This window comes from Sphaerospermopsis aphanizomenoides BCCUSP55 (assembly GCF_001586785.1).
GTDB classification, from domain to species: Bacteria; Cyanobacteriota; Cyanobacteriia; order Cyanobacteriales; family Nostocaceae; genus Sphaerospermopsis_A; species Sphaerospermopsis_A aphanizomenoides_A.
In genome coordinates, this window is record NZ_LUFH02000016.1 from 49,756 (window position 1) to 68,056 (window position 18,301).

Genomic DNA, 18,301 nt, shown 5'->3' on the forward strand with positions numbered 1-18,301 from the left:
CTCGGCTTTAATGCTGTTCCATGAACTTCGTTGTCTGTATTACTCAATAGACAAATAATTAATAATTCATAATTCGTAATTCCTAATGACCTAAAACCTCAATACATAGGTCTAGAAAACAAGGTTGCTCTACATTCTCTAAGCATTCAGCTATCAGCAGTCAGCAATAAGTTGGAAACCTACCTAAAAGGGTGTAAATATATCTACTCAAAACTTTTGAATAGTTCTGAAATTAGGTTTCTGCTGAAAGCTGATTACTGATAGGTGAATGCTGACTAAATTCTTTAATTATGAATTATGAATTATTAAAGACCTGTTGCCATCTAGTTGCTTAAGGGGGTGATTACCTATAGGTTTAATGGATGCTTTATTAATCACATTCCTCAATGCGGCTGCTTGTCTAGTTTTGCCTAAGTTTCTATCTATGCTTTTGGCTTCTAAAAACAGCCCTAATCAGCCATCAGCTATGGATTCTCAGTTACATCCACAGAAGATAGAAATTACTAGTTTTCCATATTGTACAGCCTATGGATTGACTGGTACTCAGTTCTGTAGATTCAGACCTTTATTTTGTTCCAAATGTTCTCCTAGTTGAAGGGAATATTGGCATTGAACAAGTGCCAAGTTGAGATTTTACTCAGTTTTTTCTTGCCCTTTCTTCCTTCTCAAACCGAGAATTATTACACCCCTTGTAAAATCGTAAAATCTATTTTGGCAAGAGTTGGGGAATGGTTAAAGGGTAAAGGAAATTTCCTCGTCAGCTATACCACTTAAAAAACAGGTACATTGAAACTTGAACTGAAATAATATTTTCAGTTATTTAATAAGTTTTTTAAACTTATATTTCTTTATATAAAGATTTGCCGGTCAATTCATTTAATTCTCTTATGGCTAAGAAAAGAAATTCAAAAACTCATCTTTATTCAAAAATAGGTGTTTTAGTTCATACTAAAAATGAATATACAAAGAATTTTCACAAGGGGAGTTGTTCTATGAGTTTAATAGATGGTGTACTTTTAACTCTGTTGAATACTGTTGTATGTTTAGTTTTACCTAAATTGTTGTCTGTAGTTTTTGCTACAAAATAGACAAGTCCTACAGTTTAGGTAAGAAGTTCCTAGTTTTCCTGAGAATATAGTGGTGTAGGTTGAGGACATTTATCCATAAAACTACTAACTGTGTAAGTGATATACATAAACTTGATTGAAATGATTTTACCGCAAGGAATAAAATATTACTTACTGTTTTCCAGTCGCCATTTGGCTTTAACTAAACGAATTTCATCAAAAGTGTAACTTTCACCTAAATATTCTCGAATGGGAGTCAGAGAAATATCACCAAGAACATCTATGACTTGCCAAATTTTTTTCTGGCGTTCTAAAGGAATTAATTGATTTAAATCTATAGCTTGATTTTTTTCAATTAAATCTGATAGATGTTTGATAATAGTTGCAGTTTTAACATTGCGTTTTCTGGCAATTTCCTCAATGCTGAAACCTTGCTGATATAACTCTAATGTACTTGATTCTGTATCAGATGGAAATGTATCAACTGCTGAGTAATTAACTTGATTATTTTTTTGTGGTTGTAAAGGTTGTTCTTGGCGATAGGCTTGAATTTCTGCTAAGAATTTTTCCCCATATTGGGCTAATTTGTGACTACCTACACCGGAAAGTTCACCAAATTCATCTAAGGTTTTTGGTTGTACCTGCGCCATTAATTTGAGGGTAGAATCATGAAAGATAACGTAGGGAGGAACAGCTTGTTCATCAGCTAGTTGTTTACGCAGCGATCGCAACCTGTGCATGAGAACTTCTACTTCTGCGGCTTTACCATTGCGCTCGTCTAAAGTAATCTTCTGCATAATGGGAACAGCAATGGAAACTGGGCGTTGTTTTCGCATGACTTCCCAACTCAAAGCATTAAGTTTCAAAACCGAGTAACCATCTGCGGTTTGTTCTAATAGACCTTGATGTAAGAGCGATCGCCCCAACATTCGCCATTCTTCAACAGTTTTATCTTTCCCTATACCGTAAGTAGATAATTGATCATGTTTATTGAGGGTAATTTTTTGATTTTTCGCACCCCGCAACACATCAATAATATACAACATTCCATATCTTTCTTTACATCGCGCCACGCAAGATAAAAACTTCATCGCTTCAATAGTCCAATCCTGCACAGGCTTAGGATAACGACAATTATCACAATTGCCACAATTACCTGTAAATCTTTCCCCAAAATATCCTAATTGAATTGTGCGTCTACAGTCTGTTCCTTCAGCATAATCTATGACTTGCCGTAATTGTTGTTTAGCTATCAACTGTTCTTGCGGATCTGTTTTTTGATTAATACTCCACTCAATAGTTTTCACATCTCCATAGTTGAGAAATAGTGTACAACGAGAAGATTCACCATCTCTTCCTGCACGACCTGATTCTTGATAATAACTTTCTAAATTTCTGGGTAAATCAAAGTGAACCACAAACCGCACATCGGGTTTATTAATTCCCATTCCGAAAGCAATTGTCGCTACCATGACCCGCACATCATCCCGAATAAATCGAGTTTGATTTTTGGAACGTTCATCATCACTTAATCCGGCATGATAAGCTAAGGCGGCAACTTTATCTTTTTGTAATTTAAAAGTTAGTTCATCAACTTTTTTTCTAGTTAAACAATAAATAATTCCTGAACCTTCATTTTCTCTAACTATTTCTAATAATTCAGCGTAAGCGCGGTTACTTTTAGAGCGAACTTCATAATAAAGATTTTGGCGGTTAAAGCTGGCAATGTGAACACTCGGTTGCTTTAAACCTAATTGTTGAATAATATCCGACCTTACCCGGTCTGTAGCCGTGGCAGTTAAAGCAATAGTTGGGACATGAGGATAACGTTTTTTTAATAAAATTAATTGCCGATATTCTGGACGAAAATCATGTCCCCATTCAGAAACACAATGAGCTTCATCAATAGCAAAGTTAGCAATACCGATTTTTTCTTTAACTACATCTAAAAGCGGGAGAAATCTATCACTAATTAACCGTTCTGGAGCGACATATAATAACCTAATTTTACCACTCATAATTGCTTCTTCACGCGAGCGAACTTTATAAGTGTTAAGACTACTATTGAGAAAAGTGGCAGCAATGTTATTATTTCGCAGTGCTTCCACTTGGTCTTGCATCAAAGCTATCAACGGTGATACGACTACAGTTAAACCTGGTTTTAAAAGTGCAGGTAATTGAAAGCACAAAGACTTACCCCCACCTGTCGGCATCACTACCATTAAATCCCGATTTTGCAGCGCATCTTCGATAATTTGCCTTTGTCCAGGACGAAATTGATCATAACCAAAGTGATATTTTAAGGCTTTTTCAAGTTGGGGATACTGAAGCATGGTAAATAGCTGTGCGGGTGATGCCTGTGTGGGTAGTTATGAAGATATTAGGATTTTAACTCAAGGTGGAGAATATAGTGGCTATAATTATAGACGGGGATAAAGGGAAATTGTCTGAATTTCCAGGCTTTAAGGATTGACAGGATGAAAATGAGGATTTTCTGATCAAAGGAAATTATCTGAATCAGGATGTCCAGGATTTTAGGATTAACAGGATGAAGATGCAGAAATTTTTGGCAGGACTTTAAAACCGAGTCAAGTTTCTCCAAGGTTGAATCGAGAAGAGTTGATTGATTTTGCTGATGATCTTTTTTTTAATTCTTAATAAAATCACAACTAATATTTTCTCAACTGCTTATTTACCACCGCCAAATACCACATATAGTCCTCAATCTTATACTTATCAGCAGCCTTAACAATATATTCCTCGGCTAACTCCAAATTATTTTCCGCTTCATAATACAAACCTAAATAAAGATGACTATAAAAATTTCCCTTCAAACCTTCCGACTTACCAACATTTAAAACATCATCAGTCGTACAATTTCCAGCAAATAAATCATATACACAACGCATAATTCGCCGGGGATCATTTTTTACAGGTAATAGAGAATTACGCGCCTCCGTTGCACCTTCCAACCGCGCCATGCACAGATACCGCCACACAGTTTCTTCCACATCTTGAGCATTTACAGTCAAATCAATTTCAAACTGTTTTGCTCCCTCAGCAAATCTTTCTGCATAATAATAAGATAAGCCTCTTTGCCACAAATAAGGTGTAAGTCGAGCATCTAACTTTTCCGCTGTGTCAAAATCTTGAATTGATTCAGCAATTTTCGCCAATTTAAAATAAACCATTCCCCGGCGAATATAAGCGTTAGGGTTAGCTGGTTGCTTGCTAATAGTGTAGTTCCACTGCTGAAGCTGAGTTTCGAGAGAATTACTGAAGAACATAAGTTTATCTGGCTGATGTGAATTTATAGCGGTTTGTAGTGGCACAATATTAAATGTTATCTTTTTTTATAACTTAACTATGCCAAAAGCAACTTGGAACGGCGCTATTTTAGCCGAAAGCGACAAAACCGTAGTCGTAGAAGGAAACCATTACTTCCCTGCTGACGCAATTAACAAACAGTATTTTACCGATAGCAACACCCACACCACTTGTCCCTGGAAAGGAGTTGCTAGTTACTACAGCATCGAAGTAGATGGACAAGTTAACAAAGATGCAGCTTGGTACTATCCCACCACCAAAGAGAAAGCGAAAAATATCGAAGGATATATCGCTTTCTGGAAGGGTGTTAAGGTGGAAGCTTAGACTAAAATGAAATTACCATAGCCATTCGTTTAGCCAGGGAATAAATTCCCTGTCTAATAGCTAAAGTCGGTTAAAACCGACTAATTTTTAGGAAGTAAATGTCTATTGTGGAATCGGGTAAACTTTTGATTTGATGCACAACCTATCGACATTATAGGTTAAGCTGATTACTGATTACTGATAGCTGAATGCTGACATTTAATCCTTAGCAATGACAATATCATTTGACTTAATCACAGCATAAGCTTCTGTCCCTTCAACTAATTCTAACTCCTCAGCAGATACTCTAGTAATCATTGAAGTTAACTCAACTTTATGGACAATTTCTAAAGTCACTTCCGTATTAACAGTTCCCGTCGTCACTCGTTTGACAATTCCCTTCAAAACATTACGAGAACTAACTTTTAATGGTTTTTTTGGACTAATAATTTCCATCTCCGGAGTTGGAGGTTCTGCTTTTTCCTGGTGAGTTGGTCGTGATTTTTCGGGTGCAGAAGATTTATGGAGACTACGAACTAATTCCCGCAAAATCTCAGTTTTAGTACGCTGAGAGTGCTGACAGAACTCTTCTAAAATTTTCCGTTCTTCTTCTGAGGTTTGGAATGTAACCCAACCTTGCTCTTTTCTGGGCATATATTTACCAATTTACCAATTTATTTGGTATTCATAATTATATAATGTTGATACAATCCTAGCAGGCACTGGCAGAAATTAATCATACCTACTTGTACAATGGAAGAATAAGAGATACTAAAGCATTTTATTTTGTGAGATTTTTGTGAATTTTTTTATTGGTTGTGCAGTTTGGGCATATAAAGGTTGGGTGGGCGAACTTTATCCCCCAGGAACTCGCACCACAGACTTCTTACATCTTTACAGTCGGCGCTTCACTACGGTAGAAGGTAATACCACTTTTTACGCCGTACCTAACGCAGAAACCGTTACCCGTTGGGCGACAGAAACACCTCCAGGCTTTGAATTTTGCTTAAAGTTACCGCGAGATATTACCCATCAAAAATTACTGCAACCCCATATTTCTGAAGCTTTAGCATTTTTAGAGAGGATGCGCCCTCTAGGTAAGCATTTGGGTCCAATGTTTGCCCAGCTACCACCCAGTTACTCACCTGCATTACTCGATGATTTGCAGACATTTCTGGCAGCATGGCCACGTCAAGATGTACCGTTAGCATTAGAGGTGAGACATGGTGACTGGTTTAAAGAACCCCATCAGAGTAATTTGACAGCTTTATTAAAAAATTTAGGAGTTGGTAGGGTTCTGTTAGATACACGCCCCGTTTATACTGGAGAAGACGACCCGCAATTAGCATCAGAACGGCGTAAACCTCAATTACCTGTACAATTTTCTGTCACAGCACCTTTTACTTTAATTCGCTTTATTTCCCATCCACAGTTATCAGTAAATCAGCCATTTATGGCAGAATGGATAACGCAAATTCGACAATGGTTAAATGTAGGAATTAAAGTTTATTTGTTTGTCCATTGTCCCATAGAAGATATGTCTCCTAATAATGCTCGTTATTTTCAACAATTATTAGAAGACAGTGTTTTAGAAATTCCGCCTTTACCTTGGAATCATCTTAGTCAATCTAATCAACTTAGTTTGTGGTAAGACTTTAAACTATGATTTTTGTTTAATTATTCTCAGTTGTGCAACTACCATCTACACAATATGCAGATTGATAGGTATCGCTACGTTTACCAAACAAAGTATAGCGATTGTCCCGGATTTGTTCATAAAACTTATCACCTACCCATTTCATGATCGGCAAGGAGCGATAAGCTTCTACAAACATACTACCCATGGGCAATAACCGCCTAATTTCCTCAATCGCATTGCTGCCTTGCCAACGTATCGAGGGAGTATTGCCATCAATTAAAATTATCCCCTGTTCACAATCTTGGTCTGTAATTCCCCATTGGCTTAATGTCTGCTTGTCTTGCATGGGGATGTAGCTAAACAGTAGTCCTTGGTCTAGATTTTCTAGCAACTGCACTAAAGTAACGCAAAGGTTACAATTGCCATCATAAATTACGTAGTGTTTCACAAAAAACCTCACGATTTGACTGTTTATTTTCTATTCCATATTGGCAGAGGAAAACAGAGTTTTTAATTCTGCCTGGAGATTCAATCGGGCTAATTCCTCAAAAGATTCTAACATTAAAGGGGTAGAATAAATAGATTGACGCTGTAAAAACTGCTCTAATACTTTTCTTCTACCTGTAATATATTCAGATTCTTCTACCCAAGCATATTCCTGGCGGATGGCTTTGGCATATACTTGATAATCAATGGGTGCAGCACCTAAAATTGCTAAATCTGCATCCAATAAAACTTGACCATCTATATTATCAGCTTGATGCTTTTTAGTACATAGAATTAGATTTTTAACTTTGGTCATTTGATTAGCTGGAATTGCTAGTTTTGGCAACATCTCAGCAGCATATTCAGCACTTTTTTCTTCATTATCTTGAGCCTGAGTGTTATGTACTACATCATGAAACCAAGCTGCAAGTTGTACAGAGGGCAAATCTTGGAGATATATTTTCAAAATATCAATTGTGTTAAGAACAGAGTAAATATGTTGTAGTGTGTGATAATAGCGATCGCAACTAGAATAAGCTAAAACAAGGTCATCAAAGGCTGGTTTTGCTGTTATTCGGTCAACACCAAAGGCTTGGACTGTTTGCTGCCAACGAAAAAATAAGCTATCTATGAGGTTTTCTTTAGACATATAGCAATCCTTAATCATTTGCGCTTAATATTTCTTAACCTCACGCTCTTGACTTAATTGGACTAAACTAGCATAATAAAGATGAAAAATTTTGTAGCAATCAATCACAAGCAGATTCTATAAAATTCATGGGGTTATAGCTCAATTGGTAGAGCGCTTCAATGGCATTGAAGAGGTCAGCGGTTCGATTCCGCTTAACTCCATTCGTGCATTAAATTATTATACAGTCTGGGAATCAGATGATGTTACTAATTCCCAGTCCTAAATCCTAACCACCATTGCCATCAGTTGGCGGTGTTTTTTCCGGTGGTGCTTCTACTGGAGGAACAGGAGTTACATCGGCTACTATTTCCTCTTTCACCTCTGTTGCTAACGGAGTTGAAGCTTGAGATTCTTCCGTTTCGGTGGTAGAGATAGACTCTGTTAATGGTTCAGATGAGGGAACAGTTACTGCTTCTGTGACAACTTCGGATTCTTTTGGGTTTGCTGGTACAGTGACTTCCGTTTGACTTACAGATTCAGTGGTTGGTTCTGCGCTGGTAACACTCTCTGCTTCTGTGGAGATTTCTTCAGCGGGTGGTTCTACTACTGGACTTGGTGGTTCTGGAATAGGAGTCGTGTTATCAATAATCTCCACCACAGGTTTATTTGTGGGTACAGAAGGAGTTTTACTGACAGTTTGCTGTACCTTCCCCTTCACACCACTGAAGACATTACCAATTAATGTGGGTAATTGTGATAACTTTTCCTGCCAAGAAAACTTTGCTACCTGCTCTTGTACACTGACCTTAATTAACTCTGGACTGGGAATAGGTGTTTGTTGTACTTCTGGAGTCAGTTGACGACGTAAAGACAGGGTTTGCCAACCAAACCACACTAACAGAGATACACTAGCTATATGGCCTAATAACAACCCCCCTGTAATCCGGGGTGCAAAAATCCATAATACTAAAGCATAAAATAAACCCACTCCACTCCAAACAAAATCATTCTTGCGGTGGATTTCTGGAAAAAAGAACGCCGATATGTAAATAGCTAAACTTCCCAGTGCGACTACCAAGGCTAGGAGATAGGCAAGCATTGTTTCATACTCCTTACTGTTTTATTTGTGCCAGTATTTCCATTTTGCAAATTTTGTCACTAAATTGTTGACTCAGATACAAATTAAAATTAATTATCTGTATGAGTTGTGATTTATTGTCATTTACATCAACTCTTAATGTCTTCTTTAGGAGTGAAGCCAAAATCTCGGTTTACCCTTAAAGGTGAAAGGATCTGCAAGAGTTAGCCAAACCCAAAAGAAGATTTGAAATATGACCCTACAAAGCTTTGGTGTGATTGGATTAGCCGTAATGGGCGAAAACATCGCTCTAAACGTTGAGCGTAATGGCTTCCCAATTGCAGTTTACAACCGTTCTCGTGAAAAAACCGATGCCTTCATGGCGCAACGCGCTGGAGGACGGAATGTGGTTGCAGCCTTTACCCTCGAAGAATTCGTTGCTGCACTAGAACGTCCCCGCAAAATCCTTGTAATGGTACAAGCTGGTAAGCCTGTTGATGCGGTAATTCAACAGCTTAAACCCTTATTGCAAGAAGGCGATATCATCATTGACGGTGGTAATTCTTGGTTTGAAGATACCGAAAGACGTACTCAGGAATTAGAACCCACTGGTTTACGTTATATCGGTATGGGTGTGAGTGGTGGTGAAGAAGGGGCGCTTAATGGACCTTCTCTCATGCCCGGAGGTACAAAAAGTTCCTATGAGTATCTATCTCCCATTTTCAACAAAATCGCTGCTCAAGTTGATGATGGTCCTTGTGTCACCTATATTGGACCCGGTGGTTCAGGTCACTATGTAAAAATGGTTCACAACGGCATTGAGTACGGCGATATGCAGTTAATTGCAGAAGCTTACGATTTGCTCAAAAATGTCGGTGGTTTAAGTGCTGCACAGCTACATGAAGTATTTGCTGAGTGGAATAAAACCGACGAACTTAATTCATTTTTGATTGAGATTACAGCCAATATTTTCCCCTACGTTGACCCAGAAACTAAGAAACCCTTAGTTGATTTGATTGTTGACGCTGCGGGACAAAAAGGAACCGGTCGTTGGACTGTACAAACTGCTTTGGAATTAGGCGTTGCTATTCCTACAATTACTGCTGCTGTTAATTCCCGGATTATCTCTTCGATTAGAGATGAACGGATTGCTGCATCTAAACAATTAACAGGTCCTGTTCCTAGCCAGTTTAAAGACATTAAGACTTTTGTGAACATGGTGCGTGATGCCCTTTATTGTTCCAAAATCTGTTCTTATGCTCAAGGTATGGCGTTGATATCGACAGCTTCTACCACCTATAATTGGGGTCTAAATCTGGGTGAAATGGCTCGGATTTGGAAGGGTGGCTGTATTATTCGTGCTGGTTTCTTGAATAAGATTAAGAAAGCCTTTGACGAAAATCCTGGCTTACCTAACTTGTTGTTAGCACCTGAATTTAAGCAAACAATTCTGGATAGACAAGCTGCTTGGCGGGAAGTAATTGTTACTGCTGCTAAGATGGGTATTCCTGTTCCTGCTTTTAGTGCTTCTCTTGATTATTTCGATAGTTACCGTCGTGAACGCTTACCTCAAAACTTGACTCAAGCACAACGCGACTATTTCGGCGCTCACACCTACAAGCGTACCGATAAAGAAGGAACTTTCCACACTGAATGGGTTCCTATTGCTGAAGCTAAGAAGTAAGAGACTTCTTCTGGTTAAGCTTTAAAATTCAGTCCTTGCTGTTGACTTTGGCAAGGTTGGCTGTAGGGGCGGGGTTTCCCCGCCCTTAATTGTAAGAGTCAGATGCTATTGAATTTATTTCAAAAGTTATGCTACAATCTTTAAACAAAAATATCATGCGGGGATAGCAGGTATCTATGCTTTCCCGAAAGCTTCGTAATAAAGGTTCTTCTGGAAGTTCTCAATGGCTGCTCAACAGTGCAAGAGTTGTCCTTGTTCTTCGTGAACATTAAGGATAGTCTTATGATTGCACCTGTTATATATGTGATTGCTGGTTCATGCGGGGTAGCGTTGCTGCGGAGGTCTGGTGACTACCCAAGTGTACTGAGAGCAGTGGTGGAAGCTGAAAGAGATTCCTGTCGAAGAGTCAACGCTGGGGGTTCGATTCCCCCACCCCGCACCTTCTCTAACATACTTGTAAAATACAAGATTGGGCTAACGAAAGGAAACTCAACAGCCTTGTAAGAAAGATTAAATACATTAGGATAAGATATATCTTGGGGTATTTGAAAATAGAGAAATATAAATAAGGTGAAGTGATCAAGCAACAATAGCAATAATATTGTTACTAAAAATCAAAAATAATCTCATAAATAAAAAAAAACTATGTATATAAGAAAAATTGAAATGAAAAATATGTGGAGAAATGAATGTTTATGGAAACTCAATGAAGATGTCAATGTTTTGATTGGCAAAAATGGTTCAGGAAAATCAACAATATGACGAATGCTTTATGAAGCAGTATTGCCTGTTGAAGATAGCAAATTGGATTTTAGGTTATTTGACCCCATTGATGAAATAATTATCGAGTTAGAAGATGATATTGTCGTCAGAGTTAATAGTGAAAGTAGAAGTATAACGGCAAACAAAGAAATTACCAATTATAATCTGAATATAAACTTTATTAATACTTTTGATGTGGTTGAAAAGAGGTTAAACCCAGATACCACATTACTTGACTACCAACTTGATAACTTAAAACACGAATTTGTTACTTATCAAAGAGATTTATCTAATCAAGTAGAAGAAACATTTAAAATAGATGATAAAGCAACAAGAAGAAATCAATTAGCTAGAATTGAATCTATTTATGATACAAAAAATATATTCATTAAGATTTTAACTCAATTATTTAATGATACAGAAAAAAAAATTGATGAAAAGGAATTTCACGTTTTAAAACAAGGAATCCAAACACCTATACTACCAGAAAATTTGTCATCTGGAGAGAAACAGATGTTGATTATCTTATTAACAACATTACTTCAAGATAGGAAAGATTCTATATTATTAATGGATGAGCCAGAAATATCGCTGCATATTGATTGGCAAAGGAGTTTAATCTCAAACATAAGGCAGATAAATCCAAATTGCCAAATTATTATTACAACTCATTCACCGACTGTTTGGTATGAAGGCTGGATTGAAGAAGTTACACAAATAGAAGATATTCAGTCAACTTCAGATTTAGTAACAGAAAGTACCATTTTAAAAGAAAAAACTGATCAATTAGGAGAACGTGTACAAGAAATAAAAAGTATTTTTGGCAGCTTTTCGGGAAACAAATTACGTAAACTTTATCAATTTAATCGCAAAATTAGTGAATATACCTCATTTACAAAAGATGAATGTCTTCAATTATTAGATTTTCTGAAAGAGAATACAATTTATCCTGATGTCATAACATTTACTACTCTTATTTCCAAGCTCAATAATTATAAAGATGCAAAAGAGATTTTTGATTTAATGACCGCAGAAACTTATAGTAAATCATCTCATGTCAAGCCTAATGATATAACTCTTAATACTTTGATTAAAAAAGTCAGTGGAGTTGAAGAAGGCATTGACCTTATTCATAATATAAATCACAACATAAATGAAAACCTGGAATTGCTTCCTGATATTATAACTTTCAGCACTTTACTTGGGAAAGCAAGAAATATGGATGAAATTAGATCACTTGAAGAAGCACGAGCCTATTATGGAATTAAAGCAAATAATATTTACTTAAATAAATTGGCTTTTAAGGGGTTTCAGGGAGGACGATAACAAATGAACTTGTATGAAGAGGCTGCTAAAAGAATCGAAGGAGAAGCTCGTCAGAAGAAGTGTGATATTTCTGTATTGGTTGAGGATTTTTATGATGAAGAATTTTGGAGACTTATTATTGAAAATGTTAAACCGAATTTAAGAAATAGAATTTATTTCGCATATCCCAATAAAAAAGGAACACGTGGAAAACCTATTTTAAAAAACTTTAAAGGGTTCGTTAATAAAAAATTTATTATTTGCATTGATAGTGATTGTGAATACTTGTACGACAAAGATGTATGGTATATCGCTGACTATATTTACCATACAGTTGTTTATAGTAAAGAGAACTTTCAGTGTAATCATTTTTCATTAAGTGAAATATGCAAAAGCTTAACCACCAAAAACTATGATTTTAGGAGTTTATTTGAAAATATTTCCCGAAGAGTTTCTCCTCTATTTTACGTTTGGTTCTACTTTAAAGAAATCAACTACAATAATGTTGAGCATCTTATAAATAACGAAGCATTTGCAAGAGTTTTAAATTTTCAAGATAGTCAATTCGACAATATTGGAGATGAGAATATCTTATTTCAAAATATTGAAGATAGAGTCAGAAATACATTAGAAAACCTAAAAGAACTAATGGCTGATGATGGTTGGTATGAATCAATTTTTAGAGATGGTATTCCTAATATACAAAATCGGTTAACAGAACAATACTCAATAAGTCCAGAAGATATTTTGTCATTATGTTGTGGACATGGTGTATTAGATCAATTTGTTGAACCCTTTATGAGAAAAATTATTGACATACTAAAGACTTTAAAAATAGAAGAAGTAAAACAGGCTCTAAGTGAAGACAAAGACATTCATAATACAATTAGTCGTATCGAAAATATTGCAAGACGAGACATTAAGACTATGTTAAACACCAGTTTAATATATCTCCTTCTTGATGCGGCCGAAAATCAACAGATGCAAGAAATTAAAGAAAAACTGGCTAGAGAACTGAATTAGTGCGATCGCTAAACGTTCCTTGGGAATCGCTTTTTGGAAATAAGTGGAAGAGCGATCGCTCATAGCTGATTGAAATACGTTAAGATAAAGGATGTATTTTGGTGTTTAATGATAGTGAAATATGACAAATCAAGAGTTTTTAGGTGAATTTTTATCTCTGCCTACGGAAGCTCAAAATCAAGTGGTCAGCCTGATTGCCTATTTGAAACAAAAGTACACATACACTGAATCTATCTCTGTGTCACCAGATGTTGATTTAAACAACGATGGGTTTATCGGAATGTGGCAGGATCGTCAAGACTTAGGTAGTGCTAATTGGGTACGAAATCTGCGAGAAACCGAGTGGTCAAAAACCCATGACTAGTTCGACAATTATAGATACCGATATAATAATTGATGTTGGTCGAGGTATTTCTGAAGCAGTTAATTGTTTACAAAGTCTAAAATCAAGTTCTAGATTGTCAATTAGCATAGTTACTCAAATGGAACTAATTGTTGGCTGCGCTAACAAGGTAGAGTTGCAGACCCTAGAAAAGTTTCTTCAGCAGTTTGATGTAATTAGGATTGACCAGCCTATTTCAGACAAAGCAGTTGATTTATTACGATTATATCGGCTAAGTCACGGATTACTAATTGGTGACGGTTTGATAGCAGCTACAGCAATAATATACGATTACCCTTTTATCAGCAAAAACCAGCGAGATTATAGATTTATTCAAAATTTGAATCTATTGCCCTATCCGTAGTGCAAATAAGTTAGCGATCGCTTTTTTATATGAGATAATTTCTATGATGTATAATAATTTTATAACTCAGTTATTGATACGGCAAGTGATCGCCTCTAAATAACGATTTTCTAAGAAATTAATCAAATTAGGAAAATATTAAAATCCATATCAGTTATAGATTAAATGCTAACGAACTGGACAGCAATTTTCTGGAAAGCTTAAAAGCTGCTTTTCAGGACAAAGAAATTGAAATTGTGGTATATGAAAGTGATGAAACACATTTTCTTTTACAGCATCCGGCAAATAAAAAGAGATTGCTAACTGCGGTCGAAAATATTAAAAATCGGAGTAATCTCGTAGAGGTTAATTGGGAAAGCATCTGATGAGACGAAGAATTTTGTTTGAAGCAGAAGCTTTTGAGGACTTTAATGAATGGGCAAAAAGTGACCGCAAAATTTACAGCAGTAGTCAAAGACAGCATAATGTAGCATTTTGAAAATACACCAAAAGGTAGAGAAAAAAAGAAAATCTTCCCTCTTTAATGAGACATAGTTTCTGTCTTTAGGCACATTCAACTATGCTGAGAAATATTAATTCTGGAATTTACAAAAATACTGAAATTTTCCAACAAATAAGTGATAGTCAAGCTGCTTTTGTTAGTGGTGGAACTGAAATACCTGCTTCTGTTTCTAATTTAAGTGATTTAATACCTAAACCTAATCTCTCTACGTCCCTGTTACCTAAGCCGTTTCAGAATGTTATTGATAATGTTTCAAGTAATTTTCTTCCTCGTAAGACTCCAGATCAATAACTGTTTAAATGGGAGCATCCCAATTTTGAAAAAATAACCGCAGCAACACCAAAAACTCTCTTCTTCCTTCTTCTCTTTGTGTCCTTCGTGTCCTTCGTGGTTCGTTCATTTCACGTCTTGAACTCAAGGAAAAAATAAACTTACACATTTGGGATGCTCCCGTTTAAATCTTGATGCAGCATTAATGTTAGCAACTTAAAAAATTTTCAAAAAAGTAAGCCATCTCACTTGTGTTGATGGTTTATTTTACTTGTTTTTTTTCTCTTTCCTATTCCCTCAAACTACCAAAGTTTAATTAACTGTTTACCTTGTAAAAATAATTCAAACCGATTAATATCTTTCTCACTTTCAAAAGCTGCTATGGGCAGATAATGAAAATATCCAGCAGGAGTTAAATAAAGTAGATAGTATTCGGTAATTTTGTCAGCTTTACATAAATGCTCAAACCTAAATTTAGACAAACTACCATCTTCAAAATAAATAGTAATAAATTCTGAATCTACTTCCCAATACCTCGGTAAAAAATTGGCGATAGGTTGAGTTTTTTTCATATTTATTAAAAATGGAGGCAAACTCAACACTATAAAGAGGAATCCAAAATAACCAGCTAAACCGATAAAATTTGTACTGACAAAAATGGTTAAACCTGTACCTATCACCATACAAATCAGACAAATAATTAATATTCTTTTTCTTTGTCGAAAGTAGTGAGATGTGATTAGTTGTTTCAATTGTTGGGGTGTAAATTGAAAAGTTTTAGTTTTAATTGTCATAGAGTTTCCCTGATAAATATACTTGCTATCAGCATTAAGCTTTATAATGGTTACGCCAATAAAGATATGAGAATTGAAACTACGAGTAAAATAACTCACCCATTACCCAAAAACTTAGCCCTCATCTCCTCCAAATCTTTATCTATAGCATCCTTATTAGTAGGATTATTAGTAGAAACAGAGGGTTGAGGTTGAACATTTTGTGGTTGCAACTTACCACCTGTAAACTGTGTTTTAACTTCTAGTAATTCCTTCTCTATTTGACTAGGAGTTTGAGAAACAACAGGTTGAGGAATAGGAGGTTTTTGTGTAACTGGGTTATTGATAATTGTGGGTGGTATAGATGCAGAAGTTTGAATATTCAAATCTTTCAGAACTTCAGCAGTTGTTTGATAACGGCGACTAGGGATACTTTCTACCATTTTGTCAATGATTTTACCCAAGTCATTACTAACAGCAGTTTTCAGATATTGTCGCCAAATCCAAGCAGCATTATGGGTATCATAACTATCAAAAGGCGATCGCCCCGTTAACAGATTAATACAAGTTACCCCTAAACTATAAATATCACTGGCAAAAATTGCCCTTCCCCGCATTTGTTCTGGTGCAACATATTCAGGACTACCAATACTTGTACCTGTATGATTCAAAGCTGTACCTGTAGCTGATTTAGCTGCACCGAAATCTACAATTACTAGATCCCCCCCGCCCTCCTTAGCAAGAGGGGCATTATTTACTTCCCCCTTTTTTAAGGGGGGACTGAGGGGGGATCGACGAATAATATTTTCTGGTTTAATATCTCGATGAATTACTTCCTTGCTATGGCAAAATTGCAACACTGGCAATAAATCAATTAATAATTGCTGAATCTGGCTTTCATTAAAAGCACCATTTTGTGCCAATTCCTGAGCTAAATTCAACCCATTAATAAATTCTTGAACTAAATACTGTCTATCATCTTGAGTGCAATATGATAAAAGTGCAGGAATTTGCGGATGTTGTCCCAACTCATCCAACTGTACTGCTTCTTGATTAAATAACTCTATCGCTTTCTGTACAGTGTTTGTACCTTGGGCTTGGGGATAAAATTGCTTAATTACACAGGGAGGTTTGGAAGGTTTATCCTCATCTACCGCTAGAAAAGTCCTGCCAAAACCACCTTGTCCTATCGGTTGGATAGCGCGGTAACGTTCTTTCAGAAGCAACTTAGTACCACAAGAGATGCAAAACTTAACATGATCAGGGTTTTCCGGTTTGGAACAATGGGGATTAAGGCAGTAACTCATAGGGTCAAATCATATTCACTTATATTCAGTAAATCACAAACTTATTTGTTTAGGCTGGGTGTGGGGTGTGGGGAACAGAGAATAGTCTTTTTTGTACACTCACCCTCAGAAAAACCTTGGTATCCTCCACCGCCAACTTTTTATTCTACTTGTATAGGAATCATATTTGATTCTTGAAAAACACTCCGTACACTTCCCCTGTTCCCTGTTAAGAGTTCCCTGTTCCCTCTCTACACAGATAATTTCAAAAATCAAATACCAGTCCTATATTTTATTTTGCCTTAATTTTTGCAGTTTCTTGCTGACTGCTGAATGCTGACCAAAAAATTTGTGCTTGTGATGTACATCTAGTATTATGCAAGCTGTTTAACCTGTTAAATATAATTGTTTCTATTTAGGGAAAGAAAAGATGAGAGTTTGGCTTGTTTGTTTTTTTGTGTTGTTTGCCTTAGCACAATTTTTTGACTGGGTAAAAGAAGTGTCCCTACCATTACCCGTCTATATTTTAGGAGGAGCATTTTTAGCAGTTGCTTCTAACTACGATAAGATTGTTGGTTCTTATTTAAGTAATGTGACTGCGGAAATAGTACCAGAACCAACCCAGTTAGACGCAGCAACTCAATCAACACCCGTATTATCCACAACAATGCCTTTGTCACGGTTAAATCCTGTAGAAGAGGGGCAAAAATCTCCACAGGAATAAATTGTTAAATGAAAAAATGCTACAGTTAAACATCTACAAACCCACGCTACTGTCATACCGTGATTAATGGAATTTTAGCAAAATTCGGTGCATTTTTCATTCAAGATAGAGGTTCACGCCTAACCGTTAGCGTTCATAATTGCCTGTCAGTCCTGTTACTGAGTAGTGTGGGAGTAACCGCTTTAGTTTGGGGAATCAAAGAACTAAAATGGTTACAAACTACAGAGTTAAAGATTTATGACCAAATGTTGCGCTCCCGTCCTCAAGAACCACTGGATGCACGCATTTTATTAGTCACCATTACCGAAGCGGATCTGACACGGGAACAATGGCCTTTGTCAGACCAAACTATCAATAAATTATTACAAAAATTAGCATCTTATCACCCCCGTGTAATTGGGTTAAACATTTATCGTCATCCACAACAAAATTTAGCTGCTAATCTGCAAAATCAAATGATTGGCACTTGTTTGTTAAGTAATATTGGCAGATTGGAAGTTCCCCCACCAACCAATTTGCCTCTCTATAATATTGGTTTTGATGATGTGGTGACAGATAACTCTACAGATCAGGCTATTCGTCGCGGGTTAATATTTTCTAACTCTACAGATACAGATAGTCAATGTCAAACGCAATTTTCTTTTGCGGGATTATTAGCTATTAGTTATTTAGAAAAACAAGGGATCACCTATAAT

Annotated in this window: 18 protein-coding genes and 1 tRNA gene; 11 read left to right on the forward strand and 8 right to left on the reverse strand. The window is 36.3% G+C overall.

The window, feature by feature from the left end; all coding sequences use genetic code 11:
- Positions 1–1,234: 1,234 nt before the first annotated feature.
- Positions 1,235–3,400 carry a DNA helicase RecQ gene (gene recQ, locus A0J48_RS06235; RefSeq protein ID WP_200321336.1) on the reverse strand — a complete coding sequence of 722 codons (2,166 nt, stop codon included), beginning with the start codon at positions 3,398–3,400 and terminating at the stop codon, positions 1,235–1,237.
- 336 nt (positions 3,401–3,736) lie between these two features.
- Positions 3,737–4,354: a tetratricopeptide repeat protein gene (locus A0J48_RS06240; protein ID WP_200321371.1), complete on the reverse strand. Its 618-nt coding sequence runs from the start codon at positions 4,352–4,354 to the stop codon at positions 3,737–3,739.
- 79 nt (positions 4,355–4,433) lie between these two features.
- On the opposite strand from A0J48_RS06240, the gene A0J48_RS06245 reads away from it, so the two are divergent.
- Positions 4,434–4,718, forward strand: coding sequence for a DUF427 domain-containing protein (locus A0J48_RS06245; protein WP_200321338.1), 285 nt, complete (start codon positions 4,434–4,436; stop codon positions 4,716–4,718).
- 198 nt (positions 4,719–4,916) lie between these two features.
- Here A0J48_RS06245 and A0J48_RS06250 read toward each other — a convergent pair whose 3' ends face one another.
- Positions 4,917–5,351: a TOBE domain-containing protein gene (locus A0J48_RS06250; RefSeq protein ID WP_200321340.1), complete on the reverse strand. Its 435-nt coding sequence runs from the start codon at positions 5,349–5,351 to the stop codon at positions 4,917–4,919.
- Positions 5,352–5,496: 145 nt separating this feature from the next.
- Here A0J48_RS06250 and A0J48_RS06255 point away from each other — a divergent pair, with 145 nt between their 5' ends.
- Positions 5,497–6,348 (forward strand): DUF72 domain-containing protein, encoded by an 852-nt coding sequence (locus tag A0J48_RS06255; protein ID WP_200321342.1) that lies wholly within the window; start codon positions 5,497–5,499, stop codon positions 6,346–6,348.
- 22 nt (positions 6,349–6,370) lie between these two features.
- Here A0J48_RS06255 and A0J48_RS06260 read toward each other — a convergent pair whose 3' ends face one another.
- A complete protein-coding gene (locus A0J48_RS06260; protein ID WP_200321344.1) occupies positions 6,371–6,784 on the reverse strand; it encodes a thiol-disulfide oxidoreductase DCC family protein in 414 nt (137 codons plus the stop codon).
- A 30-nt stretch (positions 6,785–6,814) separates the two neighbouring features.
- Positions 6,815–7,471, reverse strand: a complete 657-nt coding sequence (locus A0J48_RS06265) for an HD domain-containing protein (protein WP_200321346.1) — start codon at positions 7,469–7,471, stop codon at positions 6,815–6,817.
- Between the two features lie 130 nt (positions 7,472–7,601).
- Here A0J48_RS06265 and A0J48_RS06270 point away from each other — a divergent pair.
- Positions 7,602–7,674, forward strand: a tRNA-Ala gene (locus tag A0J48_RS06270).
- 65 nt (positions 7,675–7,739) lie between these two features.
- Here the strand turns inward: A0J48_RS06270 and A0J48_RS06275 are convergent.
- The gene (locus tag A0J48_RS06275) at positions 7,740–8,552 is read right to left on the reverse strand and encodes a Ycf66 family protein (protein WP_200321348.1); all 813 of its coding nucleotides are present in this window, start codon (positions 8,550–8,552) and stop codon (positions 7,740–7,742) included.
- A 232-nt stretch (positions 8,553–8,784) separates the two neighbouring features.
- Between A0J48_RS06275 and gndA the strand changes: the two genes are divergently transcribed.
- From gndA to A0J48_RS06305, 6 genes are all read left to right on the forward strand, one after another.
- Positions 8,785–10,215: an NADP-dependent phosphogluconate dehydrogenase gene (gene gndA / locus A0J48_RS06280; RefSeq protein ID WP_200321350.1), complete on the forward strand. Its 1,431-nt coding sequence runs from the start codon at positions 8,785–8,787 to the stop codon at positions 10,213–10,215.
- A gap of 765 nt (positions 10,216–10,980) precedes the next feature.
- A complete protein-coding gene (locus A0J48_RS06285) occupies positions 10,981–12,303 on the forward strand; it encodes an AAA family ATPase (RefSeq protein ID WP_200321352.1) in 1,323 nt (440 codons plus the stop codon).
- A 3-nt stretch (positions 12,304–12,306) separates the two neighbouring features.
- Positions 12,307–13,305, forward strand: coding sequence for a DUF4435 domain-containing protein (locus A0J48_RS06290; protein ID WP_200321354.1), 999 nt, complete (start codon positions 12,307–12,309; stop codon positions 13,303–13,305).
- A gap of 121 nt (positions 13,306–13,426) precedes the next feature.
- The gene (locus A0J48_RS06295) at positions 13,427–13,669 is read left to right on the forward strand and encodes a hypothetical protein (protein WP_200321356.1); all 243 of its coding nucleotides are present in this window, start codon (positions 13,427–13,429) and stop codon (positions 13,667–13,669) included.
- Entirely contained in the window at positions 13,662–14,051 is a 390-nt protein-coding gene (locus A0J48_RS06300; RefSeq protein ID WP_200321358.1) for a type II toxin-antitoxin system VapC family toxin, read from the forward strand. Before A0J48_RS06295 ends, A0J48_RS06300 begins: the two co-directional genes overlap by 8 nt.
- A gap of 559 nt (positions 14,052–14,610) precedes the next feature.
- On the forward strand, positions 14,611–14,844 hold the full coding sequence (locus A0J48_RS06305) for a hypothetical protein (protein WP_200321360.1): 234 nt from the start codon (positions 14,611–14,613) through the stop codon (positions 14,842–14,844).
- A gap of 281 nt (positions 14,845–15,125) precedes the next feature.
- On the opposite strand, the gene A0J48_RS06310 is transcribed toward A0J48_RS06305, so the two are convergent.
- Both A0J48_RS06310 and A0J48_RS06315 read right to left on the reverse strand, forming a co-directional pair.
- A complete protein-coding gene (locus tag A0J48_RS06310; protein ID WP_200321362.1) occupies positions 15,126–15,617 on the reverse strand; it encodes a YcxB family protein in 492 nt (163 codons plus the stop codon).
- Positions 15,618–15,712: 95 nt separating this feature from the next.
- A complete protein-coding gene (locus A0J48_RS06315; protein WP_200321364.1) occupies positions 15,713–16,903 on the reverse strand; it encodes a serine/threonine-protein kinase in 1,191 nt (396 codons plus the stop codon).
- A 409-nt stretch (positions 16,904–17,312) separates the two neighbouring features.
- Between A0J48_RS06315 and A0J48_RS06320 the strand changes: the two genes are divergently transcribed.
- Both A0J48_RS06320 and A0J48_RS06325 read left to right on the forward strand, forming a co-directional pair.
- Positions 17,313–17,606 carry a hypothetical protein gene (locus A0J48_RS06320; RefSeq protein ID WP_200321366.1) on the forward strand — a complete coding sequence of 98 codons (294 nt, stop codon included), beginning with the start codon at positions 17,313–17,315 and terminating at the stop codon, positions 17,604–17,606.
- A 59-nt stretch (positions 17,607–17,665) separates the two neighbouring features.
- On the forward strand, positions 17,666–18,301 hold a 636-nt coding region (locus tag A0J48_RS06325), incomplete at its 3' end, for a CHASE2 domain-containing protein (protein WP_200321368.1).

Bases quoted from the DNA above. Each gene is read 5' to 3' on its own strand.
- recQ (WP_200321336.1), bottom strand. From the start codon at position 3,400: ATGCTTCAGTATCCCCAACTTGAAAAAGCCTTAAAATATCACTTTGGT.
- A0J48_RS06240 (WP_200321371.1), bottom strand. From the start codon at position 4,354: ATGTTCTTCAGTAATTCTCTCGAAACTCAGCTTCAGCAGTGGAACTAC.
- A0J48_RS06245 (WP_200321338.1), top strand. From the start codon at position 4,434: ATGCCAAAAGCAACTTGGAACGGCGCTATTTTAGCCGAAAGCGACAAA.
- A0J48_RS06250 (WP_200321340.1), bottom strand. From the start codon at position 5,351: ATGCCCAGAAAAGAGCAAGGTTGGGTTACATTCCAAACCTCAGAAGAA.
- A0J48_RS06265 (WP_200321346.1), bottom strand. From the start codon at position 7,471: ATGTCTAAAGAAAACCTCATAGATAGCTTATTTTTTCGTTGGCAGCAA.
- A0J48_RS06275 (WP_200321348.1), bottom strand. From the start codon at position 8,552: ATGCTTGCCTATCTCCTAGCCTTGGTAGTCGCACTGGGAAGTTTAGCT.
- gndA (WP_200321350.1), top strand. From the start codon at position 8,785: ATGACCCTACAAAGCTTTGGTGTGATTGGATTAGCCGTAATGGGCGAA.
- A0J48_RS06285 (WP_200321352.1), top strand. From the start codon at position 10,981: ATGCTTTATGAAGCAGTATTGCCTGTTGAAGATAGCAAATTGGATTTT.
- A0J48_RS06290 (WP_200321354.1), top strand. From the start codon at position 12,307: ATGAACTTGTATGAAGAGGCTGCTAAAAGAATCGAAGGAGAAGCTCGT.
- A0J48_RS06295 (WP_200321356.1), top strand. From the start codon at position 13,427: ATGACAAATCAAGAGTTTTTAGGTGAATTTTTATCTCTGCCTACGGAA.
- A0J48_RS06300 (WP_200321358.1), top strand. From the start codon at position 13,662: ATGACTAGTTCGACAATTATAGATACCGATATAATAATTGATGTTGGT.
- A0J48_RS06305 (WP_200321360.1), top strand. From the start codon at position 14,611: ATGCTGAGAAATATTAATTCTGGAATTTACAAAAATACTGAAATTTTC.
- A0J48_RS06310 (WP_200321362.1), bottom strand. From the start codon at position 15,617: ATGACAATTAAAACTAAAACTTTTCAATTTACACCCCAACAATTGAAA.
- A0J48_RS06315 (WP_200321364.1), bottom strand. From the start codon at position 16,903: ATGAGTTACTGCCTTAATCCCCATTGTTCCAAACCGGAAAACCCTGAT.
- A0J48_RS06320 (WP_200321366.1), top strand. From the start codon at position 17,313: ATGAGAGTTTGGCTTGTTTGTTTTTTTGTGTTGTTTGCCTTAGCACAA.